20 protein-coding genes and 1 pseudogene are annotated in these 21,819 nt (G+C 72.5%); 9 read left to right on the top strand and 12 right to left on the bottom strand.

Translation table 11 applies throughout. The annotated features are described in order from the left end of the window. Positions 1-68 precede the first annotated feature (68 nt). Positions 69-1,601, top strand: coding sequence for a hypothetical protein (locus ACWCPI_RS05805; RefSeq protein WP_451036928.1), 1,533 nt, complete (start codon positions 69-71; stop codon positions 1,599-1,601). A 142-nt stretch (positions 1,602-1,743) separates the two neighbouring features. On the opposite strand, the gene ACWCPI_RS05800 is transcribed toward ACWCPI_RS05805, so the two are convergent. Further along, positions 1,744-2,592, bottom strand: a complete 849-nt coding sequence (locus ACWCPI_RS05800) for a menaquinone biosynthetic enzyme MqnA/MqnD family protein (RefSeq protein ID WP_451036927.1) — start codon at positions 2,590-2,592, stop codon at positions 1,744-1,746. A 323-nt stretch (positions 2,593-2,915) separates the two neighbouring features. Here ACWCPI_RS05800 and ACWCPI_RS05795 point away from each other — a divergent pair, with 323 nt between their 5' ends. Next, positions 2,916-3,119 carry a cold-shock protein gene (locus tag ACWCPI_RS05795; protein WP_003992177.1) on the top strand — a complete coding sequence of 68 codons (204 nt, stop codon included), beginning with the start codon at positions 2,916-2,918 and terminating at the stop codon, positions 3,117-3,119. Positions 3,120-3,220: 101 nt separating this feature from the next. Here the strand turns inward: ACWCPI_RS05795 and ACWCPI_RS05790 are convergent, their stop codons facing one another. Next, the gene (locus ACWCPI_RS05790) at positions 3,221-3,769 is read right to left on the bottom strand and encodes a helix-turn-helix domain-containing protein (protein ID WP_451036926.1); all 549 of its coding nucleotides are present in this window, start codon (positions 3,767-3,769) and stop codon (positions 3,221-3,223) included. An 81-nt stretch (positions 3,770-3,850) separates the two neighbouring features. Here ACWCPI_RS05790 and ACWCPI_RS05785 point away from each other — a divergent pair, with 81 nt between their 5' ends. Genes ACWCPI_RS05785 through ACWCPI_RS05770 form a run of 4 tightly spaced genes read left to right on the top strand, consistent with a single transcriptional unit; the run spans position 3,851 to position 5,806 of the window. After that, the gene (locus tag ACWCPI_RS05785; protein WP_451036925.1) at positions 3,851-4,540 is read left to right on the top strand and encodes an AzlC family ABC transporter permease; all 690 of its coding nucleotides are present in this window, start codon (positions 3,851-3,853) and stop codon (positions 4,538-4,540) included. Continuing rightward, entirely contained in the window at positions 4,537-4,851 is a 315-nt protein-coding gene (locus tag ACWCPI_RS05780) for an AzlD domain-containing protein (protein WP_451036924.1), read from the top strand. The genes ACWCPI_RS05785 and ACWCPI_RS05780 overlap by 4 nt, the downstream gene beginning before the upstream one ends. 25 nt (positions 4,852-4,876) lie before the next feature. Then, positions 4,877-5,122: a hypothetical protein gene (locus ACWCPI_RS05775; RefSeq protein ID WP_451036923.1), complete on the top strand. Its 246-nt coding sequence runs from the start codon at positions 4,877-4,879 to the stop codon at positions 5,120-5,122. Between the two features lie 27 nt (positions 5,123-5,149). Further along, complete coding sequence (locus ACWCPI_RS05770; protein WP_451036922.1) at positions 5,150-5,806, top strand: class I SAM-dependent methyltransferase; 657 nt, start codon at positions 5,150-5,152, stop codon at positions 5,804-5,806. A gap of 45 nt (positions 5,807-5,851) precedes the next feature. On the opposite strand, the gene kstD is transcribed toward ACWCPI_RS05770, so the two are convergent. Both kstD and ACWCPI_RS05760 read right to left on the bottom strand, forming a co-directional pair. Then, the gene (gene kstD / locus ACWCPI_RS05765; protein ID WP_451036921.1) at positions 5,852-7,618 is read right to left on the bottom strand and encodes a 3-oxosteroid 1-dehydrogenase; all 1,767 of its coding nucleotides are present in this window, start codon (positions 7,616-7,618) and stop codon (positions 5,852-5,854) included. Positions 7,619-7,653: 35 nt separating this feature from the next. Next, on the bottom strand, positions 7,654-8,226 hold the full coding sequence (locus tag ACWCPI_RS05760) for a DUF6817 domain-containing protein (RefSeq protein WP_451036920.1): 573 nt from the start codon (positions 8,224-8,226) through the stop codon (positions 7,654-7,656). Between the two features lie 186 nt (positions 8,227-8,412). Between ACWCPI_RS05760 and ACWCPI_RS05755 the strand changes: the two genes are divergently transcribed. Beyond that, positions 8,413-9,312, top strand: a complete 900-nt coding sequence (locus tag ACWCPI_RS05755) for a LysR family transcriptional regulator (protein WP_451036919.1) — start codon at positions 8,413-8,415, stop codon at positions 9,310-9,312. 29 nt (positions 9,313-9,341) lie between these two features. Here ACWCPI_RS05755 and ACWCPI_RS05750 read toward each other — a convergent pair whose 3' ends face one another. The 5 genes and pseudogenes from ACWCPI_RS05750 to ACWCPI_RS05730 form a co-directional block, all read right to left on the bottom strand. Beyond that, entirely contained in the window at positions 9,342-10,478 is a 1,137-nt protein-coding gene (locus ACWCPI_RS05750; protein WP_451036918.1) for a sugar ABC transporter substrate-binding protein, read from the bottom strand. A 256-nt stretch (positions 10,479-10,734) separates the two neighbouring features. Then, complete coding sequence (locus ACWCPI_RS05745) at positions 10,735-11,685, bottom strand: CU044_5270 family protein (protein WP_451036917.1); 951 nt, start codon at positions 11,683-11,685, stop codon at positions 10,735-10,737. A gap of 2 nt (positions 11,686-11,687) precedes the next feature. Further along, positions 11,688-12,312 (bottom strand): annotated as a pseudogene (locus ACWCPI_RS05740) (RNA polymerase sigma factor). Positions 12,313-12,417: 105 nt separating this feature from the next. Beyond that, positions 12,418-14,358, bottom strand: coding sequence for an AMP-dependent synthetase/ligase (locus tag ACWCPI_RS05735; protein WP_451036916.1), 1,941 nt, complete (start codon positions 14,356-14,358; stop codon positions 12,418-12,420). Between the two features lie 212 nt (positions 14,359-14,570). Continuing rightward, positions 14,571-15,878, bottom strand: coding sequence for an acetyl-CoA C-acetyltransferase (locus ACWCPI_RS05730; RefSeq protein WP_451036915.1), 1,308 nt, complete (start codon positions 15,876-15,878; stop codon positions 14,571-14,573). Positions 15,879-15,965: 87 nt separating this feature from the next. On the opposite strand from ACWCPI_RS05730, the gene ACWCPI_RS05725 reads away from it, so the two are divergent. Both ACWCPI_RS05725 and ACWCPI_RS05720 read left to right on the top strand, forming a co-directional pair. After that, positions 15,966-17,264: a 3-oxoacyl-ACP reductase gene (locus tag ACWCPI_RS05725; RefSeq protein WP_451036914.1), complete on the top strand. Its 1,299-nt coding sequence runs from the start codon at positions 15,966-15,968 to the stop codon at positions 17,262-17,264. Continuing rightward, on the top strand, positions 17,264-18,109 hold the full coding sequence (locus ACWCPI_RS05720) for a MaoC family dehydratase (RefSeq protein ID WP_451036913.1): 846 nt from the start codon (positions 17,264-17,266) through the stop codon (positions 18,107-18,109). The genes ACWCPI_RS05725 and ACWCPI_RS05720 overlap by 1 nt, the downstream gene beginning before the upstream one ends. On the opposite strand, the gene ACWCPI_RS05715 is transcribed toward ACWCPI_RS05720, so the two are convergent. The 3 genes from ACWCPI_RS05715 to ACWCPI_RS05705 all read right to left on the bottom strand — a co-directional run bounded on the left by ACWCPI_RS05715 (position 18,094) and on the right by ACWCPI_RS05705 (position 21,591). After that, entirely contained in the window at positions 18,094-18,753 is a 660-nt protein-coding gene (locus ACWCPI_RS05715) for a TetR/AcrR family transcriptional regulator (RefSeq protein ID WP_451036912.1), read from the bottom strand. The two genes, ACWCPI_RS05720 and ACWCPI_RS05715, sit on opposite strands and share 16 nt — an antisense overlap. Positions 18,754-18,823: 70 nt before the next feature. Then, the gene (locus tag ACWCPI_RS05710; protein ID WP_451036911.1) at positions 18,824-20,170 is read right to left on the bottom strand and encodes an SPFH domain-containing protein; all 1,347 of its coding nucleotides are present in this window, start codon (positions 20,168-20,170) and stop codon (positions 18,824-18,826) included. Then, positions 20,167-21,591 carry an SPFH domain-containing protein gene (locus ACWCPI_RS05705; RefSeq protein WP_451037197.1) on the bottom strand — a complete coding sequence of 475 codons (1,425 nt, stop codon included), beginning with the start codon at positions 21,589-21,591 and terminating at the stop codon, positions 20,167-20,169. The genes ACWCPI_RS05710 and ACWCPI_RS05705 overlap by 4 nt, the downstream gene beginning before the upstream one ends. Positions 21,592-21,819 lie beyond the last annotated feature (228 nt).

Below are 21,819 nucleotides of genomic sequence, written 5' to 3'. Positions count from 1 at the left end.
TTCACACCAGCGAACTGATCAGTAAAGTGCGGGAGACAACAGTCGGCGTGACACGGGGGACAGCAGCGGTGCGCACAGTCAGGGCATACGGCATACGCAGGACCCCGCACTCCCCGCCCACCCGCATCGAGGGCGTGCTTCTCCTCCTGTGCACCCTGGTGGCGCTGTTCGCAACCGCCACCACCCCGGCCAGGGCGGCCACCGACACCGCCACCGCCGCCCAGGCCGCCCACCTCGCCGACCGCCTGCGCGCGAACCCGGTCCACATCTCCGACCAACTCCCCCGCGAGGTACCGCAGTCCACGGCTCCCGCCTTCGCCGAGGCGGCCCGGCGCACCGGCGTACCGACGTACGTGCTCCTCCTCCCCGGCCTGAGCGCCGGCGATCCGGGCCTGCTCACCGCGGTCCATGACCGGCTCGGCCGGGACGGGCTGTATGTGCTGCTCGACGAGTCGCACGTGGTGGATGCCGTGGCGCACGGCGTCGACGTCCCGGCCGACGACGCCTGGACGGTGGCCCTCTACGAAGTCCCCTTCGACGCGGGTCCGTTGCACCGCTTCGAGCGGTTCGCCGAGGTCGTCGCGCAGGGCGACGAGAAGGCCGCGGCACGGGCGGAGGCGGCGCGGGCGAGGTACGACGCCGGTGAGGAGCCCGCGGCCCTGTACATCGGGCCGACCGACCGCGACGACCAGTCGACGCTCACCGGTGTCCTGGTCACCGGTGTGCCCCTGCTGATCGTGGTGCTGGTCCCCTATGTACGACGCTGGTGGCACCGCCTTCGCAAGGGCCGCGCGACGACCGGGGCCGACTGGCGCAAGGAGGTCAGGGCGAGCCGCGCCCTGCGCTGGACCGTCCCGGCCCTGGCCCTCGTCTGCGCCGCCGCGATCGCCGTGACCGCTCCTCACGTCTTCGACGAGACCAGGTCGAGCTGGTCCCCGAGGCCCAGGGCGATCGACCTCAACGCCCGCCTCGACCGGGTGGCCGAAGGACTGGCACGGGACGCGGTGTACCAGGACCCGGAGAGCCCTCGGGTCCTCGACTCCCGCCAGGTGGACCGACTCCACGACCGCATCGGGCGGTTCGCGCGCTCGGAGGGCGGCGGCCCGGTCTTCGTCTCGCTGGTCCCGCAGCTGACGGAGGACGAGTCCGAGGGCGACGAGGAGGTGTTCGCCGCGGCGGTCCGCGACAAGCTGGGCGAGGACGGGGTGTACGTGGTCGCCGACCCGCTGCACGGGTCCATCGACGTCTTCAACCACGGTCTGCGCCTGGACAGCACGGCCCTCCTCCTCGACCTGCCGGAGTCCGTCGCGGACGGCGGCCAGGAGGCCGACGACCACCGCATGGGCGCACGTCTCGACGCCCTGATGACCGTCCTCGACGAGGCCCCGCGGACGGACGAGCCGGACACCTCCGGGGACCCCTACCCGGTGACGGACCCCGTCACCGAGGACGACCTGCCCCCGCTCTTCGGCGGCGGCTTCGGGTCGGGCTTGGTCATCGGGGTGCTGGCGGCCGGGCTGGGCTTCGGGCTGGTGGCGGGGACGCTGGGGATCGTCCGCAGGGTCCTGGCCGGGCGGGCCGGGACGGCCGGCAAGACGTAGCCCGCGCGGCCGCCGTCACCGTCAGGCGGTGTCTCGGCGTGCCGCTCGCCGGGGGTGGAGGTCCAGCGCGGCCGGCCGGCCCCGGCCGAGGGACGGCCCGCGGCGCCGCCGGTGCCCGCCGCGGCCCGGCGATCCGGCCGGCCTACGGCCGCAGCAGATCCACCTTCACGTCCGCCGGGAATCCCGTCGTCGGCCCGACCCGCCGGGCGAACTCCGCGACCGCCGCGAGCTGCGGGCCGCCGAAGCGGAAGTCGAGGGTGGTGAAGTACCGCTCCAGGATCCGCTCGTCGAAGGCCTCCCAGCGGGCGGCCTGCTCGGCGACCTTGCCGACCTCCTCCAGGGAGAGGTTGCGGGAGGCGAGGAACGCCTCGTGGACCTTGCGGGTGATCTTCGGCTCGCGCTCCAGGTAGTCCCGGCGCGCCGCCCAGACCGCGAAGACGAAGGGCAGACCCGTCCACTCCTTCCAGAGCGAGCCGAGGTCGTGCACCTGAAGTCCGTAGCGCGGCCCGTCCAGGAGGTTGGCCCGCAGCGCCGCGTCCCCGATGAGGACGGCCGCCTCCGCCTCCTGCATCATCAGGCTGAGGTCGGGCGGACAGGTGTAGTAGTGGGGCCGCACGCCGTAGCGCTCGGCGAGCAGCAGCTGGGCCAGGCGGACCGAGGTGCGCGAGGTCGAGCCGAGGGCGACCCGGGCGCCGTCCAGCTCCTCCAGCGGGACCTGCGAGACGATCACGCAGGACATCACGGGGCCGTCGCAGCCGACCGCGATGTCGGGGAAGGCGACCAGGTCGTCGGCGTTGCGCAGGAACTCGACCAGGGTGATCGGGCCGATGTCGAGGTCGCCCCGCACCAGCTGCTCGCTGAGCTTCTCCGGGGTGTCCTTGGTGAGCTCGAAGTCGAGGAGCGTGCCCGTTCTCGCGAGCCCCCAGTACAGGGGCAGGCAGTTGAGGAACTGGATGTGGCCCACGCGGGGCCGGGTGCGAGAATTGTCCACATCGCGAGACTAGACCCCATGGGGTACCGTGCAGCCCTCAGGGTCGTGACACCCTCGTCACAACCTCCCGCCACCCGTACTTCGTCAATATGACACCTGATCTTCAAACGTTCGGGTGACGTGATCTTGGCCTCTATTGCTTTCGGCTGCCCGCGTGCTAGGCTCGCCGCAAGTTGCAGTTTGGTTTCCCTTGCAGTACAGAGCCTGCGGAGCATGTGACCGCGGGCTCTCGTCGTTTTCAGACGTATGCAGTTGTGCGGCATTTTGTTTTCACACTTGCAGGGTTCTGGAGCAGGGCAACCCTTTGGGCCCAAGGAGGGCTTATGGCTACCGGAACCGTGAAGTGGTTCAACGCCGAAAAGGGCTTTGGCTTCATCGCCCAGGAAGGCGGCGGCCCCGACGTCTTCGTCCACTACTCCGCGATCAACGCGAGCGGCTTCCGCTCGCTGGAGGAGAACCAGCAGGTCTCCTTCGACGTGACGCAGGGCCCGAAGGGTCCTCAGGCGGAGAACGTCACCCCGGTCTGAGTCTTCGGTCTCGGAGCCTGGTGCTTTGATCCGGAACAGATAGCAGTACCCAAGGAGCCCCGCGCCGCAAGGCAGCGGGGCTCCTGCCTTTCCCGAACCCTTCAGACGTGCTGCATGACCAGTACGAACGACGTCCCGGGCACGAGCGCCTCGTACGAGTGCGGCACATCCCCGCGATACGACATGTAGTCGCCCGGCCCCAGTTCGGCCTCCTCCCCCCGCGGCCCCGCCTTCACCCGACCGGTACTGACGATCAGATGCTCCACGGAGCCGGGGATGTGCGGCTCCGAGACACGGGCCGCGCCCGGCTCCGCGCGCAGGTGATAGAGGTCCCGTCGGGCGCCGGGCGGACTGGCGGAGAGCAGGGTCGCCACATAGTCGGCCCGCTCGGAGGCGACCGTGGGCCCCTCGCCCGCCCGAATGACCTGGACGGCCGGCGTCGGCGGCTCCACCAGGGCGCTGAACGGCACACCGAGCGCCACCCCGAGCGCCCACAGCGTCTCCACGCTCGGGTTCCCGCCGCCCGCCTCCAGCTGGGACAGCGTGGACTTCGCGATCCCCGCCCGCTTCGCCAGCTCGGACAGCGACAGCCCGGCCCGGGTGCGCTCGCGCCGCAGCGAGGCGGCGATCCAAGTGAGGGGCTCGCTCATGCGGTTCACTCCCTGTCGTTCGGCACACAGGACCGATCGTTCGCCTTGACGAACGGCCGCTGGGTGTTCATTCTGGAAAACATGCGTTCGCTACTCCGAACACCGATGATGGCACCTCTGGTGCGCGACAGTGCCCTCGTCTGGGTCGCCAGCGGCGTCGTGGGCGTCTCCTTCGGGGCGATCTCGGTGGCGGGCGGGCTACCGGTCTGGGTGCCGGTGGCGATGTCCCTGGTGGTCTACGCCGGCTCGGCGCAGTTCAGCGCGGTCGGTGTGCTGCTGGCCGGGGGCGGGCCGCTGGCCGCGGCGGCCACCGGGCTGCTCCTGAACACCCGCACGGCCGCCTTCAGCCTGGCCGTGGCCGACGTCATCGGCCGCGGCCGTGCCGCCCGGCTGCTCGGCGCCCACCTCGTCACCGACGAGACGGTGGCCTTCGCCCTCGCCCAGCCCGACCCGGCCCGGCGTCGGGCGGCCTTCTGGATCTCCGGACTCGGGCTGTTCGCCGTGTGGAACCTCGGCGTCCTGGCCGGAGCCCTGGCCGGCGGTGCGATGGGCGACACCGGCACCTACGGTCTGGACGCGGCGTTCCCCGCCGTCCTCGTCGCCCTGGTCCTGCCCGCACTGCGCGAGGGCCCGGCCGTACGGCGCTCGGCGCTGCTCGGCGCCGGCCTGGCACTGGCGGTGACGCCGGCCGTCCCGGCGGGTGTGCCGGTCCTGGTGGCGCTGGCGGGGCTCGCCGGATACGGACGGGGCGACGCGAGGCGTACGGCATGAGCGCGACGGTGGCCATGATCCTGGCGCTGGCGGTCGGCACGTACGCCTTCCGGCTGGTCGGGCCGGTCCTGCACGGACGTGTCGAGCTCAAGCCCCGCGTGCAGGAACTGCTGGCGGCGGGCGCGACCGTGCTGCTGGTGGCCCTGCTGGCCACGGGTGCGCTCACCGAGGACGGCGGTTTCGCGGGGTGGGCCCGGCCGGCCGGGGTGCTGGTCGCGGGCGTCCTGGCGTGGCGGCGGGCGCCGTTCGCGGTGGTGGTGCTGGGGGCGGCGGGAGCCACGGCGGTGCTGCGGGCGATCGGGGTGGCCTGAGCGCGCGCCGTGGGAGGATCGGCGGATGACCAGTGGTGAAGAGCACGGCCGGGGGGACAGCGGCGGGACTCCCGCCGACAGCAGACTCACGGTCGGCATATCGGTCGGCCTGTGCCTCGGTACGAGCATCGGCGTCGCACTCGGGCTGACCGTCTTCGACACCGTGGGGACCGGGCTCGCCCTGGGCATGCCGTTGGGTGTCTGCCTGGGCGTCGCGATCGGCGGCGCCGGCCGGAAGCGAACGCCCGAAGGGCCGGAGAAGGACGGGTAGCCCACGCCTTCGGTAGGGTCCCCGGCCGTGACCGAAGCCGACTTCCTCGCCACCACACGCACCTTCTACGACGCCGTCGCCGAGGACTACGCGACCCTCTTCCGGGACGCGCTCGCGAGGATGCCGCTGGAACGGGCGATGCTGGGCCTGTTCGCCGAACTCGTCGACGGTGACGGCCCCGTGGCGGACCTGGGATGCGGTCCCGGCCAGGCGACCGCCGTCCTCGCCTCGCTGGGGCTGCCCGTGTTCGGGGTCGATCTGTCGGAGTCGATGCTCGCGATCGCCCGCCGCGAGCATCCGGGGCTGCGCTTCGAGCAGGGCTCGATGCTGGAGCTGGACCTTCCGGACGGCGCCCTGTCGGGGGCGATGTCCTTCTACTCCTCCATCCACACCCCCGTGGAGCGACTTCCCGACCTCTTCGCGGAGTTCCACCGGGTGCTGGAGCCCGGCGCGCCCCTGCTCGTCGCGTTCCAGGCGGGCGAGGAGCACCGGCACCACGACCGGCCCTGGGGCCGTCCGGTCGCCCTGACCTTTCTGCGGCGCCGGCCGCGGGACATGGCCGACCTGCTGACGGCGGCCGGCTTCGTCCTCGTCTCCCGCACGGTCCGCGAACCGGACCCGGCGCTCGACGAGACCTCCCCGCAGGCGTTCCTGTTCGCCCGCAAGCCCGTCGACGGCGTCTGAGGCCCGTCGGTTCGGATCATGCCGGCCTGATACGGACGACAGACCCTAGAGAACCCCGGCGACGTCCCGCGCCGCGATGTACCCGAACGTCATCGCCGGACCGATCGTCGAGCCCGCTCCGGCGTAGCTGCGGCCCATGACCGCCGCGCTCGCGTTGCCGGCCGCGTACAGGCCCCGGATCACCGAGCCGTCCTCCCGCAGGACGCGGGCGCGGGCGTCCGTGAGGAGGCCGCCCTTGGTACCCAGGTCGCCCGGGACGATCCGGAAGGCGTGGTACGGGGGGAGCCAGAGCGGGGCGAGGCAGGAGTTAGGGCGGACGGACGGGTCGGTGTAGTAGTGGTCGTAGGCGCTGTCCCCCCGGTGGAAGTCGGGATCCTCGCCCTGCCTGGCCTGGCCGTTGAAGCGGTCCACCGTGGTGCGCAGGGCCGCTGCCGGGACACCGATCGAGCGGGCGAGCGCGTCCAGGGTCCAGGCCTTGTGCGCGGCGCCCGAGTCGTACCAGCCGGCGGGAAGCGGCAGCGTCGGCAGGACGTCCTTGAAGAGGTACCGGTTGCGGTAGTTCTGGTCGACGATCAGCCAGGACGGGATGGCGGGGCTGGTGTCGTGGACGTCGTACATGGTGTGCACGACGTCGCTGTAGGGCGCCGCCTCGTTGACGAAGCGGGCACCGGCCGCGTCGACCAGCAGCCCGCCGGGCAGGGTGCGTTCCGCGAGGCAGAAGTACGGCTGGCCGGGCAGCGGGATCGCCGGGCCCCACCAGGCGTCGTCCATGAGGCCGAGGGCGGCGCCGATCCGGTGGCCGGCCCGGATGCCGTCGCCGGTGTTCTCCTTCGCGCCCACCGTCCAGTCCGTGCCGATCGGCTGACGCTGGTAGCGCTCGCGCATCGCCGCGTTGTGCTCGAAGCCGCCCGAGCCGACGATCACGCCCCGGCGGGCGCGCACCAGTGCCGGTGCGCCGTCCCGGGTGACGACCGCGCCGCTCACGGCACCGCCCTCGACGTACAGGTCGGTGAGCGGGGTGCCGAGCCACACGGGTACTCCCGCGGACCGCAGCCCCGCGCGCAGTCCCGCCGCCAGCGACTGCCCCATGGTCAGCGGCTTCTCCCCGCGCAGGGCGGCGGCCGTGCCCCGCGCGAGGCACTCCGCGGCCACGGCGGCCCCCTTGGCGCTCACCGCTGCCAGGGCCAGCCATTTGTAGTCGGCGCTGAAGACGACCATGCCGGGGGGCAGGGCCATGTACGGCGGGTTCAGCCGGGCCAGTTCGGCGCCGAGGACGTTGCCGTCGAGTTGGTCGGGCTCGACGGAGCGGCCGTTCGGCAGCCCACCGGGCAACTCCGGGTAGTAGTCGCTGTAGCCCTCCATCCAGCGGAACCGCAGAGGGCTGTGGGCCATGACGAAGGAGAGCATCGCCGGGCCGTGGTCGAGGAAGGCCCGCTGACGCTCGACGGGGACGTCCGGGCCGACCACGGCGGCGAGGTAGGCGGCGGCCTTGGCGGGTGTGTCCGGCACGCCCGCCGCGAGGATCACCGTGTTGTGGGGGATCCAGATCCCGGCCCCGGACCGGGCGGTGGAACCACCGAAGGTGGCCGCCTTCTCCAGTACGACGCAGCTCAGGCCCTGCGCGGCGGCGGTGAGGGCGGCGGTCATGCCGGCGGCTCCGGAGCCGACGACCACGACGTCGTAGGTGCCGAGCAGGGGCAGGTCGGCGGCTCGGGCGGTCTGCCGGGCCGTGCCCACGGCAAGGGTTGCGGCCGTGCCCGCGGCTCCCGCGGCCAGTACGTGTCTTCGTGAGGGGTGCGTGTGCGTGGTCATGTCGCCGCTCCCGCCTGAGCCGCCCGTCGGCCTGACTATGTGTCAGACATGCGAATGTCGCGCGGTGTTCCCGTGAAGTCAAGGGTCAGGCAGTCCTTCCAGGCCAGCTGGCTCAGCAACGGCCGGAAGCTGCGGAACAGGGCGAGCAGGTCGGCGCCGTGCCGCCGGCGGAACGCGGGATCGTGGTCGGCGAGGTCGAGTTCGTTGGCGGCGGTGAGCTCGGCCAGGTCGTGACGGAGACGGCTGTCCGGGGTGTGGGAGCGGCCCGTGAAGCGGTCGCGGAAGCCGCCGCCCGGGTCCGCGAGCGCCGGGTACGTGGCCGCGCGGTCGCAGGCGGCGTAGAAGTACACGATCGACTCCGCCTCCGCTCCGACGATCCCCGCCAGCTCGCCCCGGCGGTCCAGGGGCAGCAGGACCGCTGGAAAACCGTCGGTGCCGTAGAACGCATGGCAGAGACCGGCGAGTCGCAGGGCGGGGCGGGCGTTCCAGCCGGCGAGGCGGGACCGCACCCGGCACAGGTGGGCGAGGAGGGTGCCGCCCGGGTGCGGGACGCTCGCGGCGCCGAGGTCCTCCAGCAGCGACCTCGCCCGAGCGGTGGGAGTCGACACGTGCCGTCCTTTCGGCGCTCGCGTTCGTTGTGGGTCGGCACCCGCTCCCTCCCCCGCACCGGTCCGGACTCCGGCGAGGGTGTGGAGCGGGTTGCCGCCCGGGCCCGTCCAGGATCGTCGTCCATCGGGCAAAGTCCAGTCAATCCTTGGGATTTGTGACGATCTCCAAGCATTAACTTGGGGGTCATGACCCTCGATGACCTGCGTGTGTTCGTGGCCGTGTGCCGGGCCGGAAGTCTCAGCTCGGTGGCGAGGGAGCTGGGATGCACGCAGTCGGCGGTGAGTCAGCATGTGAGGCGGCTGGAGCGGGAGACGGGGGTCGCGCTGCTGGAGCGGCAGCCCCGTGGGGTCGTACCGACCCAGGCGGGGCGGGTGCTGGAGGCCGCCGCCGCCGAGGGGATCTGCGGGCTCGACCTGGCGGTACGTCGGCTGCGCGACCTCGTCGACGGCGAGAGCGGGTTCGTACGGGTGGCGACGGGGGCGACGACCGTACGGCACTTCATGTCGGAGGCGGTCGTGGCGTTCCGGCACCGGCACCGCCGGGTCAACCTGGAGTTCCGCACGGTGAGTTCGGGCCGGGGCAGCTTCGACGCACTGGCCGACGGCACGCTCGACCTGGCCTGGATCACCCTCGGCCCGCCGGTGCGGGGCATCGAGCAGCGGCCGGTGGTGGAACTGCCGTGGGTGCTGGCGGTACGGGCCGACGACCCGCTCGCGCGACGGCCGTACGTCGATGCGGGGGCCGACCTGGCTGACGTACGGCTGATCCGGCTGCCGCCGAACTCCGCCTCGGCCGCCCAGCTGGACGCCGCCTGCGACGAGTCGGGCGTCCGGTTGGCGTACGACACGAGCGTCGCCGACTGGGACACGGCGTTGCTCCTGGCCGAGCTGGGCGTGGGGCGGGCGGTGGTGCCGGCGCTGCCGGGGCTGCCCGTCCCCGGCGACGGCGAGCTGCGGCTGATACCGCTGCCCGCCCTGCGGCCGCTCCCGGTCGGGTGGGCCGTCCGCCGCTGGGACGCGCTCAGCCCGCCGGCGCGGGCGTTCGCGGCCCTGGTGGAAGAGTGCCGCAGGGGCGCCCGCGGCTGACGGCTGCGGCCGTGGCGGCCCGGCCCCCGCTAACGCAGGCCGATGGCCGCGCAGTCCGCCTTGTACTCGGCGGTGCAGATCTGCTCGACCGTGTAGACGCCGTCCCGGACCACGGTCTTGGCGATGTTGTCCTTCGTGACCGCGACCACCGGGACCAGGTTCGACGGGATGCCCTTTTCGGAGGCGCTGTCGACCGAGTCCTGGGTCAGCGCGTCGAACTCGATGTCGCGCCCCTGGACCTTGTACACGGCCATCTTGGCGGCGTTGGTCGCCTCGGCCAGGAAGGGCTTGTACACCGTCATGAACTGCTCGCCGGCGACGATGCGCTGCACCGCGTCCAGGTTCGCGTCCTGCCCGGTCACCGGTGGCATCCTGGTGGCGCCCGCGTCCTTGAGCGCCTTGATGACCGCGCCCGCCATGCCGTCGTTCGCCGAGTAGACGGCGGCGATGTCGGCCAGGCCGACCGCGGCGATGGCCTTGCGCATGTTCGCCTCGGCGACCTCGGGCGACCACTTGTCGGTGTCGTACTTCTTGACGACGTCGACCTCGCCCTCGAGTTCGCCGAGGGCGCCTTCCTTGAACCGGGCGGTGTTGGGGTCGGCCGGGTCGCCGTTCATCATGACGACCTTGCTGGAGGCCCGCGCGGAGCCGAGTTCCTCCACGAGCGAGCGTCCCTGCACCTCGCCGACGAGTTCGTTGTCGTGCGAGACGTACGCGTCGACCGGGCCCTCCGCGAGCCGGTCGTAGGCGATGACCGGAATGCCCGCCTCCTTGGCCTTGCGCACATCCGGCGCGATGCCCTTGGCATCCAGCGCGTCCACCAGGATCACGTCCACCCGGTCGTCGATCATCTGCTGGAACTGCCGGCTCTGCTTGTCCGGGCTGGATTCGGCGTTGGCGTACACGACCTTGCCCTTGCCGCGGGTGAGGGCCGCGACCTCCTTCTCGATCAGGGGATGGTCGAACTTCTCGAAGCGGGCCGTCTCCTTGTCGGGCAGGAGGAGGCCCACGGTGATGTCGTCGCGCTTCTGCGGTGAGGCGGAGCTGTCACCGCCCCCGATACCGTCGATGACACCGCACGCGGTGAGCGAGAGGGCCGAGACGCAGGTCACCAGGGCTATGCCGGTCCGGCGTACAGCTGACGTGCGGGGGATACGAGCGTTCACTTACGGTGCCTTCCGAGCGGACGAAGCGGCCTGGGGTCTGTCGTTCGGATCAGGTCGGCTGAGAGAACTGCGCCTCTCAGCCCGCCCGAGCCGCGGCCCTAGCTTCCCGGTGGCCGTAGCCAACGCGCCCGGGGCATGTCACGTCAAGCAGTTGTCGTAACGAGAGGGCAACCGTTTCCCGTACCTCCACAACGCCTGGCCCTTCGACACGACTTCCGCCCCCTCGCTCCTGCCCACGTCCCGCGCGCCAAACCTCTCACCGCCGCTGCCCGATCCGGTCGACCACCCGGATGTCCTGGAGACGTCGGGTCTCGTAGTACCGGCCGGTCTGCACCCACTCCCCGTTCACCTTCTTCGGGACGCTGCCCTTGACCCGCAGACCCAGGTAGTCGTACGTCTCGCGGTCGAAGAGGAACGTGAAGTCCATCCCGGGGTACGAGACTCCTACGGCGTTCCGGCCGGCGACGGCCCGGTCGTCCAGGCGGATCCGGGGAAGCTTCGACAGCGCCTCGAACGCGGCGGCCTGGAGGCCGGGCGGCATCACCCGCTGCCCCTTCATCAGCAGGCACCCCTGGGAGAAGGCCATCCGGTCGCTCTTCGGTGCGGGCTTCTGATGGAGCCTCAGCGCGGACAGGAGCTTGTCCGGGTCCGTCGGCATCCGCGACAGGGCCGCGTAGGTGGTGGGAGGCCACAGCACCTCGTGCTCGCCGAGCGGCGGGTCGTCGTGGACCTTGCCGTACTCCTCCCGCCGGGCGGGCCTGGAGCCGTCCACCGAGATCCATGCCTCGTCGGTCCACGTCCTGGTCCTCCCGCCGTTCACCGGCGTCCGCGTGGTGCGCGTCCTCGTGTAGAAGTACTGGTCGTCGCGCGGCACGGGCAGGTCGCTCGCCGCACGCGACCGGTCGGCGGCCCTGCGCAACACCTCCGTGGCGCTGACCGTGCTCAGGCGGGGCGTGTTCTTCTCCTCGCCGCGGTCCGCGACGACCACGGTGACGCCCACCGCGGTCGCGGTCGCGCCGACGAGCGCGGTACGCAGGACCAGCCGCCGGCTCGGCGTGCCGCCCCGGAACCCCGCTCGCCGGGGCGCGACCGCGCGGGCCTCCTCGGCCATGGCGGTCTCCAGCCGCGCCCGCGCGGCGGCGCGGGCCCGGCCGGAGGGTCCGGCCTGGTCGGCGCCCCAGTCGCGCACCAGCGTCAGTTCATCCATGATCAGTCCCCCTTGTGAGTCGCGGTCGTGGTCGTGCCGTCCGGTCCGCCCAGTGCCTTCCGCAGTCTGGTGCGGGCTCGGTGCAGGCGGGAGCGGACCGTGCCGACGGGCACGCCCAGGGCCTGCGCGGCCTGCGTGTAGTCGAGTTCCCCCCAGGCGACGACCAGCAGGACGTCCCGGTGCCGGGCGGGCAGGGCGGCGAGCGCGCCGGCCAGGGCGCCGTGGGTCGCATCGGCGCCGAGCCGCTCGGCGACCGCGTCCTCGGGGCCGTCGTCCTGCCGGGCGGGGGGGCAGGGCCGCCATACGTGACAGCGCCCGCAGCCGGCGTGCCTCCTCCCGGCGGTGACGGCCGATCAGGTTGGTGGCGATGCCGTACAGCCAGGGCCGGGCGTGCGTGTGCGACAGGTCGTAGCGCCGGCGTCGCTGGAACGCGATCACGAAGGTCTCGGCCATCAGGTCGTCGGCGGTGTCGGCGCCCAGGCGCCGGGCGATGTAGCGGTGGATGTCCGCGGCGTAGCGGTCGAAGATCACGGCGAACGCCTCGGGCGTCCGCAAGGAGCGTTCGATGACCGAGCCGTCGGATCCCGCCGCGGCCGGTGCCTCGGCGGAGTCCGGCAGCAGCGTCACCTCTCACCTCTGTGGTTCATTCGGTTATCCCTCGAAAGCCGTGTCGTGGTCTCCCACTGTTCGCCGACACGGGCCGCCGAGTTCCACCCGGTCAAGTGACCTGAGTCACATGTGCTGCTCCTTCGTGTACAACCCGTCCACCTCCGCCGCGAAGTCCCGCATGACCGCCTCCCGACGCAGCTTCATCGACGGCGTCAGGTGGCCGGACTCCTCCGTGAAGTCCGTGGAAAGGATCGCGAAGCGGCGGATGGACTCGGGCCGGGACACCAGCTTGTTGGCCTCGTCCACCGCGCGTTGCAGAACCGCCCTCAGTTCCGCGTCCGCGACGAGGAGTTCGGCCGGGACCGGGTGCTTGCCGTTCATCCGGCGCCAGTGGCTCACCCCCGCCATGTCCAGGGTGATCAGGGCGGAGACATAGGGGCGGCGGTCGCCCAGGACGAGGCACTGCGAGATCAGCGGGTGCGCGCGCAGCCAGTTCTCCAGGGGCGCGGGTGCCACGCTCTTGCCACCCGCCGTGATCAGCATCTCCTTCTTGCGGCCGGTGATCGTGAGGTAGCCCTCGTCGTCGAGTTCGCCGATGTCGCCGGTCGGCAGCCAGCCGTCCGCGGCGGCCGGGACGACGCCGCCCGCCGCGGGATCCCAGTAGCCGCGCAGCACCTGCTCACCGCCGATCAGGATCTCGCCGTCGGCGGCGATGCGCACCCGGGTGCCGGGCAGGGGCCAGCCCACCGTGCCCAGACGGGGTTTGAGGGGCGGGGTCACGGTCGCCGCGCCCGTCGTCTCCGTGAGGCCGTAGCCCTCGTAGACCTCGATGCCCACCCCGGCGTAGAAGGCGGCCAGGCGGCGGCCGAGCGGGGAGCCGCCGCAGATCGCGTACCTCACCCTGCCGCCCATCGCGTTGCGGATACGGCGGTAGACGAGCGGGTCGTAGAAGGCGCGGGCGGTTCTCAGGGTCGCGTTCGGGCCGCTGCCGGTGCCCGAGTGACGGGCCTCCATCGCCTCGCCGTAGCGCTCGGCCACCGAGGCGGCGCGGTCGAAGGAGGACACCCGGCCGCTCGCCTCGGCCTTGGCGCGGGCGGAGTTGAAGACCTTCTCCAGCATGTACGGGATGGTCAGCAGACACGTCGGGCGGAACGCCGCCAGGTCGGGGAGCAGGTCCTCCGCCTTCAGGCTGGGTGCGTGGCCCAGGCGGACCCGGGCCCGGACGCAGGCCACCGCCACCATGCGGCCGAAGACGTGCGACATCGGCAGGAAGAGCAGCACCGACGCCTCTTCGCTCGTCCTCGACTTGAAGACCGGGTAGAGGAGCTCGATGGCGTTGTCGACCTCGGCGAAGAAGTTGCCGTGCGTCAGCGCGCAGCCCTTGGGGCGGCCCGTCGTGCCCGAGGTGTAGATCAGCGTCGCCAGTGTGTCCGGCACGAGCATGCCCCGCCGTACCCCGACCTCCCCGTCCGGCTGCTCGGCGCCCAGCTCCGCCAGGCGCTCCACATGACCCTTCTCCATCACCCACAGGTGGCGCAGGTCGGGCAACCGGTCCAGCTCGGGGCCGAGGGCGGCCGCCTGGGCGCCGGTCTCCGTGACCAGGGCCACCGCACCGGAGTCCTGGAGGATCCAGCGGGTCTGGAAGACCGAGGAGGTGGGGTAGACGGGCACCGTGACCAGGCCGGCCGCCCACGCGGCGAAGTCGAGGAGCGTCCACTCGTAGCGGGTGGGCGCCATGACGGCGATCCGGTCTCCCGGCGTCAGGCCCTCGGCGATCAGCCCCTTGGCCACCGCCTGCACCTGGTCGGCGAACTGTGCCGCCGTCACGTCCGTCCACCGCCCGTCCTCGCCCTTACGGCTGAGGACCACCGCGTCGGGGGCCGCGCTCGCGTTGTCGAAGGGCAGGTCCCCGAGCGACCCGTGGGTCACCGCGGGCGCGAACGGCGGTACGTACGCCTCCCGCACCGCCCCGTCCAGCCGCCGCGTCTCGGGCTGCACCAGCGTCGGCCCGGGAGCGTCGTCGAACGCGGCCGAGGGTGCGAAGGAGGGAAGCGGAGTGGACACGGGCGGCTCCTGCGGCGGGCGTGCAGCGAAGAAACTGCTTGCTGCATGACGTACGTGCCTCGCGCACCGTGGCGTTCACCTGCGGAGGCCTGCGGAAAGGGTTACCGCTGGTTAGGCAGGCGATCGTACGGCGCTCGCGTGTGGGCGCTGTGCGGGTTCGGCGGTGTTCCGGGGCCGGGTATGTGCAACACCGGGGGTCGTGTGAGGGGTGCTCAACTTCCCCTCACCTGTTCCTGCCCGCGCTCCAGGACGGCCGTCACACCCTGTCCGCCCGCCGCGCAGACCGAGATCAGCCCGCGCCCGGGACCGCCCCTCTCCGCCAGCAGCGCGGCCAGCGTGGCGACGATCCGCGCCCCGGTCGCCGCGAAGGGATGGCCGGTGGCCAGGGACGAGCCCGCGACGTTCAGCCGAGCCCGGTCCACGGGCGCCAGCCCCCGCTTCTCCCACGCCGCGAGCGTGGCCAGCACCTGTGAGGCGAAGGCCTCGTGGATCTCGACGAACTCGAAGTCGCCGAGGGCGAGTCCGGCGCGTTCCAGCATGCGGGGGACGGCGTACGCCGGCGCCATCAGCAGCCCGTCCTCGCCGCCCGCGACATCGCCCCGTACGAAGTCGACGGCCGCCGTCTCGCAGGCGGTGAGGTAGGCCAGGGGTTCCAGGCCCCGCGCCTCGGCCCACTCCTCGCTCGCCAGCAGCACGACCGCCGCCCCGTCGGTCAACGGCGTCGAATTGCCCGCCGTCATCGTCGGTTCGGGCTGATCGAGGCCGAACACCGGCTTCAGCGCGGCCAGTTTCTCCGGCGTCGAGCCGGGGCGCAGGTTCTGGTCACGGGTCAGGCCCCGGAAGGGCACCACCAGGTCCTGGAAGAACCCCCGTTCGTACGCCGCCGCCAGCCGTCGGTGGCTGGTCGCCGCCAGTTCGTCCTGCGCCTCGCGGGTGATGCCCCAGGCGCGGGCGGTGACGGCGGCGTGCTCGCCCATGGAGCGGTGGGTGCGGGGTTCGGCGTTGCGCGGGATGTCGGGGACCAGGTGGGACGGCCGTACGCCGGTGAGCGCCTTGAGCCGGTCGCCGAGCGACTTGGCCCGCCGGGCCTGGAGCAGGAGGCGGCGCAGTTCGTCGTTGACGCCGAGGGGGGCGTCGCTGGCCGTGTCCGCGCCGCCCGCGATCGCCGACTCGGTCTGGCCGAGCGCGATCTTGTTGGCGGCGGCGATGACGGCCTGCAGGCCGGTGCCGCAGGCCTGCTGGATGTCGTACGCGGGTGTGCGTACGTCCAGCCGGGAGCCGAGGACGGTCTCGCGGGCGAGGTTGAAGTCCCGGCTGTGCTTGAGGACGGCCCCGGCGACGAACTCGCCGACCGCGCCCGGCCCGGTGAGTCCGTACCGCTCGACCAGGCCGTCGAGCGCGGCGGTGAGCATGTCCTGGTTGGAGGCGGTGGCGTACGGGCCGTCGGCACGGGCGAAGGGGATACGGGTCCCGCCGATGATCGCGACGCGCCGGACACTCGGCCGTTCCATGGGGCTCATCTCCACCCACTCCTCACGTCACCATGGGCTTACCTCGGGTAACCTTACTCTCGAGTCAGTACTTGAGCGCACTGGGGAGCTGAACACATGGCCGACCGCTATCTGACCTTCACCGGCACCGCGCCCGGTCGCTTCCTCAGCCGCCGCCTCGGGTTGCCGCGGCCCTCGCCACTGAAACGCCGGTCGCCGGGGCAGCCGGCCCCTCAGGGAGACACGCTCCTGCGTACCGCAGGCAAGTCGGACCTGGACCTGGCCGATGCCGCACTGGGGCTCGACCCGGTGGCCACCGCCGAGAAACCGGCCGCCGTGCTCCTGGACGCCACCGGGGTCCGGGACGTCGAGACGCTCGCCGAGGTGCACGCCGCCCTCCACCCCGTCGTACGGTCGGTCGCCGACAGCGGCCGGGTCGTCGTCCTCGGCGCCCCCCTCGACCCCGCCGACCACCACCAGGCGGCCGTCCAGCAGGCCCTTGAGGGCTTCACCCGCTCCCTCGGCAAGGAGATCGGGCGCGGCAGGACCGTGAACCTCGTCCGGCTGACCGAAGCGCGGGCCGCCGCATCGACCCTGCGTTTCCTGCTCTCCCCCAGGTCGGCGTACGTCAGCGGCCAGGTCATCGAGGTCGGCACCGGGCAGGTCACGGCACCCGACGTCCCCGACCGCCCGCCGGCCGGCCGCACCGCCCTGGTCACCGGCGCCGCACGCGGCATCGGCGAGGCCGTCGCCGAGACCCTCGCCGCGGACGGCGCCCATGTCGTCGTACTCGACGTGCCGCAGGCCGAACCGGAAGCCCGGCGCCTCGCGGAGCGGCTCGGCGGCACCGCCCTCGCGCTCGACATCACCGCGCACGACGCGGGCGAGCGCATCGCCGCCGCGCTGCCCGGCGGGCTGGACGTCCTGGTCCACAACGCCGGGATCACCCGGGACCGACGGCTGGTCAACATGACTGCCGAGCGCTGGAGTTCGGTACTGGAGGTCAACCTGGCGAGCGTGCTGCGCACGACCGACACGCTGCTGACGAACGGGGTTCTGCGCCGAGGCGGGCGGATCGTGGCCACCGCGTCCATCGCCGGACTGGCCGGGAACGCCGGACAGACCAACTACGCCGCGAGCAAGGCGGGCGTCGTCGGCCTGGTCCGCTCCCTCGCGCCGCGCGCGCTCGCCGAGCACGGCGTGACGGTGAACGCGGTCGCGCCGGGCTTCATCGAGACGAAGATGACCGCCGCGGTCCCGCTGCTCATCCGGGAGGCGGGTCGCCGGATGAACTCCCTCGCCCAGGGCGGACTCCCCGTCGACGTCGCCGAGACGACCGCCTGGCTGGCCGACCCCGGATCCGGGGCCGTCAACGGCCAGGTCGTACGCTGCGGCCAGAGCCTGCTGGGGGCCTGATGTCCCTCGTCCTCACCGCGCCTCCCTCCCTGCCGCCCCTGCTCGCCCGGGGCGCCCTGCTGTCCCCCTTCAAACGGCCCGGCCCCGACGCCGAGTTCCCGCGCACCCGGCTCGTGCTGCCGGAGCTGCGCGTGGACCTCTCCCGGCTGGCCGCGTACGAACGGGTCTGCGGGTTCCCCACCGGCGAGGACGCCCTGCCGGTGACGTACCCGCACGTGCTCGGATTCCCGCTGGCGATGCGGCTGATGAGCGGCCGGGACTTCCCGCTTCCGCTGCTCGGCCTCGTCCACACGTCGATCGCCGTCTCGCGGTACCGGGCACTCACGGCCACCGGGCAGTACGAACTGGCCGTGCACATCGACGGACTGGCCCCGCACCGGCGCGGCACGGAGGCCGGCGTGGTCACCGTGCTGCGGGCCGGCGAGGAGGTCGTGTGGGAGTCGCGGAGCATCTACCTGGCCCGGCACCGCACCACCCGGCAGCCGGCCCCCGAGGCGGCCGAGGAGGAGCGCGAGCCGCTGCCCGAGGTCGCCGAGTGGCGTCTCGCCGACGACATCGGCCGCCGCTACGGCGCCGCCTCCGGTGACCGCAACCCCATCCACCTGCACCCCCTCACCGCCCGCCTGTTCGGCTTCCCGCGCGCCATCGCGCACGGCATGTGGACGGTGGCCCGCTGCCTCGCCGCGCACGGCACGCCGGAAGCGGTCCTGGTGGAGGCCGCGTTCAGGGCGCCGGTGCTGCTGCCGGGGACGGTGACGTACGCGGCGCGGGGCGGGCTGTTCGAGCTGCGGGGCGGGTCGGCGGGGCGGCTGCACCTGGCCGGCCGGGTTCAGCCGCTCGCCTGAGCGGCGGCCTGCGGCGGGGTCCAGGGCCGGCCGGCCATCATGTTGCCCAGCCCCGACCACGCGAAGTTCATCAGGGTGGCCGCCGCCTCCCGCGCCGTGACGCCCGTGGCGTTCGCCCAGTCGGCGAGCGCCTCGGCGGCACCCACCAGGGCCTCGGCGAGCCCGGCCACCTCATGCTCGGGAAGGTCGGGGTCGCGATGGGCCTCCCGTGCCGCCGCCAGGATGAGCTGCGTGACGAACGCGACGATCTCCGCCCGCATCGTGGCGACCTCGCCCGCGAAGGGCTCACCGTGGGTGCGGGCCTGCAGATGCAGCACCGACCAGCCGTCCGGGTTGCGGGCGGTGTGCGTGAAGAACGCCTGCAGCCCCTCCCAGAGTTGGCGGTCGGCGGGCAGATCGCGCCGCACACCCGCGCGGACGGCCTCGGTGAGCGCGGCCGCCTCGCGCCGTATGCAGGCGGTGAAGAGGTCTTCCTTCGAGTTGAGGTACAGGTACACCAACGGCTTGGAGACGCCCGCGAGTTCGGCGATCTCGTCCATCGACGCGGCCATGTACCCCCGTTGGCCGAAGGTTCGCACGGCGGCGTCCAGCATCTGCTGTTCACGGACGGCGCGCGGCATCCGCTTGGTCTTCACGGCACCCATACCGATCAGCCTACGGGCCGGGAGGGGCGATCCCACCCGGCCCGTACGCACTCGGCGCCTTCGCGAGCGGCTACTCCTCGCCGCCGGCGTCGTCCGCGAACCGGGCCACGCGGTCCGTCCACGGCTGTACGTCGCCGGCCGCGGACGGCAGGGCCGTCAGCCGGGGCAGCAACTGGGCGGTGAGCAACGTGGACAGGGCCGAGGTGTCGGCGCCCGTACCGTCGGTGCGCACGACCACCGGCTGCGGTGCCTTCCCGGCGAGCTTCGCCCCCACCTCCAGGCGACGCCGGGCCAGTTCGTACTGGAGCACGGCCCGGTTGTCCCGGTAGGCCTTGGCGAGGGCGCGCTGCGCGCGGGCCTCGTTCTCGGCGGCGATCAGACCGCTGCGGCCCCGCGTCTCGATCTCGAAACGCACCCGCTGGGCGTTGGTCTCCTGCTGCTCCAGAAGCTGGGCCACCTCCTCACGGGCCCGGTTCAGCGCGGCCTTCACCTCGACGATCCGGGCGTCGCGCACCTTCTTCGCGCGCTCGATGTCCATGCCCAGCTGGTCGATCCGGCGCTTGCGGATCAGGCCCCACTCCTGGTCGTACGCGGTGCGCTCCTTGGCGACCCGCTCCCGGGTGGCCAGGTGCTGCTGGTACTGCGCCGGCAGCTGCACGTCCGGGATGTTGGAGCCGGTGATGCGCACGCCGTAGCCGGACAGCTGACGGTTGAGCAGTTCCTGCATGTCGGCCACGTCCGAGCCGCGCAGGTCGTACGCCCGCTCGGTGCGCATCTTGCGCGCGCGCTGGCGGATCGCGTCCTGTACGGCGCTGGAGAGCACCAGGTCGAAGTTGCCCGCGCCGATGGTGCGGACGAACAGCACCGCGTCGGTGATGCGGAACTTCAGGAAGAACTCGATCGAGCGCAGCGGCACGTTCTCCTGGGTCGGGCAGGCCATCACCGGCGCCGAGTAGGGGATCTCGGTGGCCACGTCGACGACGAAGTCGACCCGGGACCACGGGTGCCAGAGGTAGTGGCGGCCGGCGTCCAGGGTGCGGGTGACGGCGCCGTAGCGGGTCAGCACGCCGTTGGTGCCCTGCTCGATCTCGACGATCGACGAGCGCCACCACCACAGCGCGCCGATCAGCAGCAGGACGGCGCCGCCGACGTAGGACAGGGTGGCGAGGGCGCCGTAGGCGAGGTCCCCGGCGGCCGACGCTGCGTCCGCCTCCTGGAGGGACAGCATCACGCCCATGAGCAGGGCGTACACACCGAGCCACAGCGGCAGCATCCACCACAGGCGGCGTCGGTGGCGGGGGATGATGACCGGGATCAGGGTGTCGGCCTCGCCGCCGCGCAGCAGTCGCGCGATGTCGCTCCAGGGGGCGACGGTCTCGGCGATGACCGACCGACGGTGGGAACGGGCGGTGCTCACTGGGCGGCCTCCTCGGACGCGTCGGAGCGGACGGGGTCGTCGGTCGGCGCGGGCTGGTCGGGCACCTGCGGCACGGTGGGCCGCTCGGCCGCCAGCAGCGCGCCGATCTCCGCCTCACGCGCGGCGATCCGCTCGGACACCTCGGACAGACGCGCCCGTACGGCGGCCATGTCCTCGTCGCTGAACAGCTCGGTGCCGCGCTCGCCCACCAGCTCGCGGGCCAGCTCCAGGAAGTCGATCCCGGCGACGCCGCCGTCCGCGGCACCGCCGATGCGCACCAGCCGCGGCAGATGGTCCGCGACCTGCTCCAGCGTGTCCAGCACCTGCTGCTGGTAGCGGTACTCCAGGATCTCCGGCGCCTCCGCGGCGGTCACCGCGCGGATGTCGAGGGCCTGCGCCTCCAGGAGGGCCGCGTTGGCCTTCGCCTCGGACTCGGCCTGGACATAGCGCTGCCGGGCGAGGGCCTCGGCGCGGTTGGTCTCGCGTTCCACGGCCGTGTCCATCTGCGCCTGGTACTGGGCGATGTCGGCCTGGATCGCGGAGAGCGTCTCCAGGCTGGAGGCGAGTTCCCGGGTGAGGTCGCCCTCGTCCTGCTCCTTGCGCAGCTGGAGCGCGTACTCGTGCGTGTACGCCTCCTTGGCCACCCGCACCATCTCGGGTGCCGCCAGGTCCATGCGGTAGCGCTGGTCGGACGGTTCGGCGTGGGTGATGTTGGCGTTGGTCAGCTCGACGGCCGGGCGGAACTGCTGGTTGAGCTGCTCCAGCAGCCGGCCGGTGTCCTCGCCGACCATGTCGTAGATGCCGGCCGCCTCCTGCTCGTAGACGAGCGTGCGGATCGTCTCGCTGACGGCGTTGCTCAGCTTCTCCTCGAAGCCGCGCACCGCTCCCAGCGTGTACACGAACTCGGTCGGGTCGCTGATCCGGAACTGGATGAACAGGTCGATGGACGCCTTCACGCCACCCTTGGTCGGCGCCTCGCGCACCGGTGCGTTGAACGGGTACTCACGCGTGGTGTTGACGATGTACGACACCCGCTTCCACGGGCTCAGCAGCACGACCCGGCCAGGGCCGACGATCTTCTCCAGCTTGCCGAACCGGGTGATCAGCGCCTGGCAGCCGTCCGGGACCATGACCATGCCCTGCCGCCACCACACGAAGGCGACGGCGAGCACCGCGATGACCCAGTAGTGCACGCCGAACAGCGGGTTGGTGACCACGTCGGCGCCGGACGCCCCCACGACGGACGCGCCGACCGCACCGATCACGAGCAGCATCAGCACCGGCAGCATGGAGACGATGGAGCGGCCCTTGGGCATCACCATCGGGCAGATGGCGTGCACCACCTCGCCGCCCTCGCGTACCTGCTCGCTGCGGCCGAGCGCCTCCCCGGCCTCGTCCAGCGGCACCGTCTTCTGCCGCATGACGGTGGCGGTGGAGCCGCCTTGCTCCCGGGCGGCCGGGAAGTCGGCCGGGTCGATGCCCTGTCCTTGTGCGTCGTAGTCGTCGGCGCCTGATTCCTGTGCCCCGCGTCCGCCGGCCTGCCGCCGCAGTTCCTGCTGCGCGGCCGTCCGCGGGTCGGTACCGGAGGCGACGGCCTCGGCGACACGCCGTGCGCCCTGCTGCGCGCGCGCTCGCGCTTTTGCCACTGT

The organism is Streptomyces sp. NPDC001920, from assembly GCF_053594495.1.
The sequence above is the reverse complement of the archived record's forward strand: the minus strand, read 5'-3'. Positions and strand labels throughout refer to the sequence as shown.

Excerpts from the sequence above, each read along its gene's own strand:
- ACWCPI_RS05755 (WP_451036919.1), top strand. The coding sequence starts at position 8,413 with ATGACCCTCGATGACCTGCGTGTGTTCGTGGCCGTGTGCCGGGCCGGA.
- ACWCPI_RS05785 (WP_451036925.1), top strand. The coding sequence starts at position 3,851 with ATGCGTTCGCTACTCCGAACACCGATGATGGCACCTCTGGTGCGCGAC.
- ACWCPI_RS05725 (WP_451036914.1), top strand. The coding sequence starts at position 15,966 with ATGGCCGACCGCTATCTGACCTTCACCGGCACCGCGCCCGGTCGCTTC.
- ACWCPI_RS05775 (WP_451036923.1), top strand. The coding sequence starts at position 4,877 with ATGACCAGTGGTGAAGAGCACGGCCGGGGGGACAGCGGCGGGACTCCC.
- ACWCPI_RS05730 (WP_451036915.1), bottom strand. The coding sequence starts at position 15,878 with ATGAGCCCCATGGAACGGCCGAGTGTCCGGCGCGTCGCGATCATCGGC.
- ACWCPI_RS05715 (WP_451036912.1), bottom strand. The coding sequence starts at position 18,753 with ATGGGTGCCGTGAAGACCAAGCGGATGCCGCGCGCCGTCCGTGAACAG.
- ACWCPI_RS05705 (WP_451037197.1), bottom strand. The coding sequence starts at position 21,591 with ATGCGGCAGAAGACGGTGCCGCTGGACGAGGCCGGGGAGGCGCTCGGC.
- ACWCPI_RS05745 (WP_451036917.1), bottom strand. The coding sequence starts at position 11,685 with ATGGATGAACTGACGCTGGTGCGCGACTGGGGCGCCGACCAGGCCGGA.
- ACWCPI_RS05795 (WP_003992177.1), top strand. The coding sequence starts at position 2,916 with ATGGCTACCGGAACCGTGAAGTGGTTCAACGCCGAAAAGGGCTTTGGC.
- ACWCPI_RS05720 (WP_451036913.1), top strand. The coding sequence starts at position 17,264 with ATGTCCCTCGTCCTCACCGCGCCTCCCTCCCTGCCGCCCCTGCTCGCC.
- kstD (WP_451036921.1), bottom strand. The coding sequence starts at position 7,618 with ATGACCACGCACACGCACCCCTCACGAAGACACGTACTGGCCGCGGGA.
- ACWCPI_RS05780 (WP_451036924.1), top strand. The coding sequence starts at position 4,537 with ATGAGCGCGACGGTGGCCATGATCCTGGCGCTGGCGGTCGGCACGTAC.
- ACWCPI_RS05790 (WP_451036926.1), bottom strand. The coding sequence starts at position 3,769 with ATGAGCGAGCCCCTCACTTGGATCGCCGCCTCGCTGCGGCGCGAGCGC.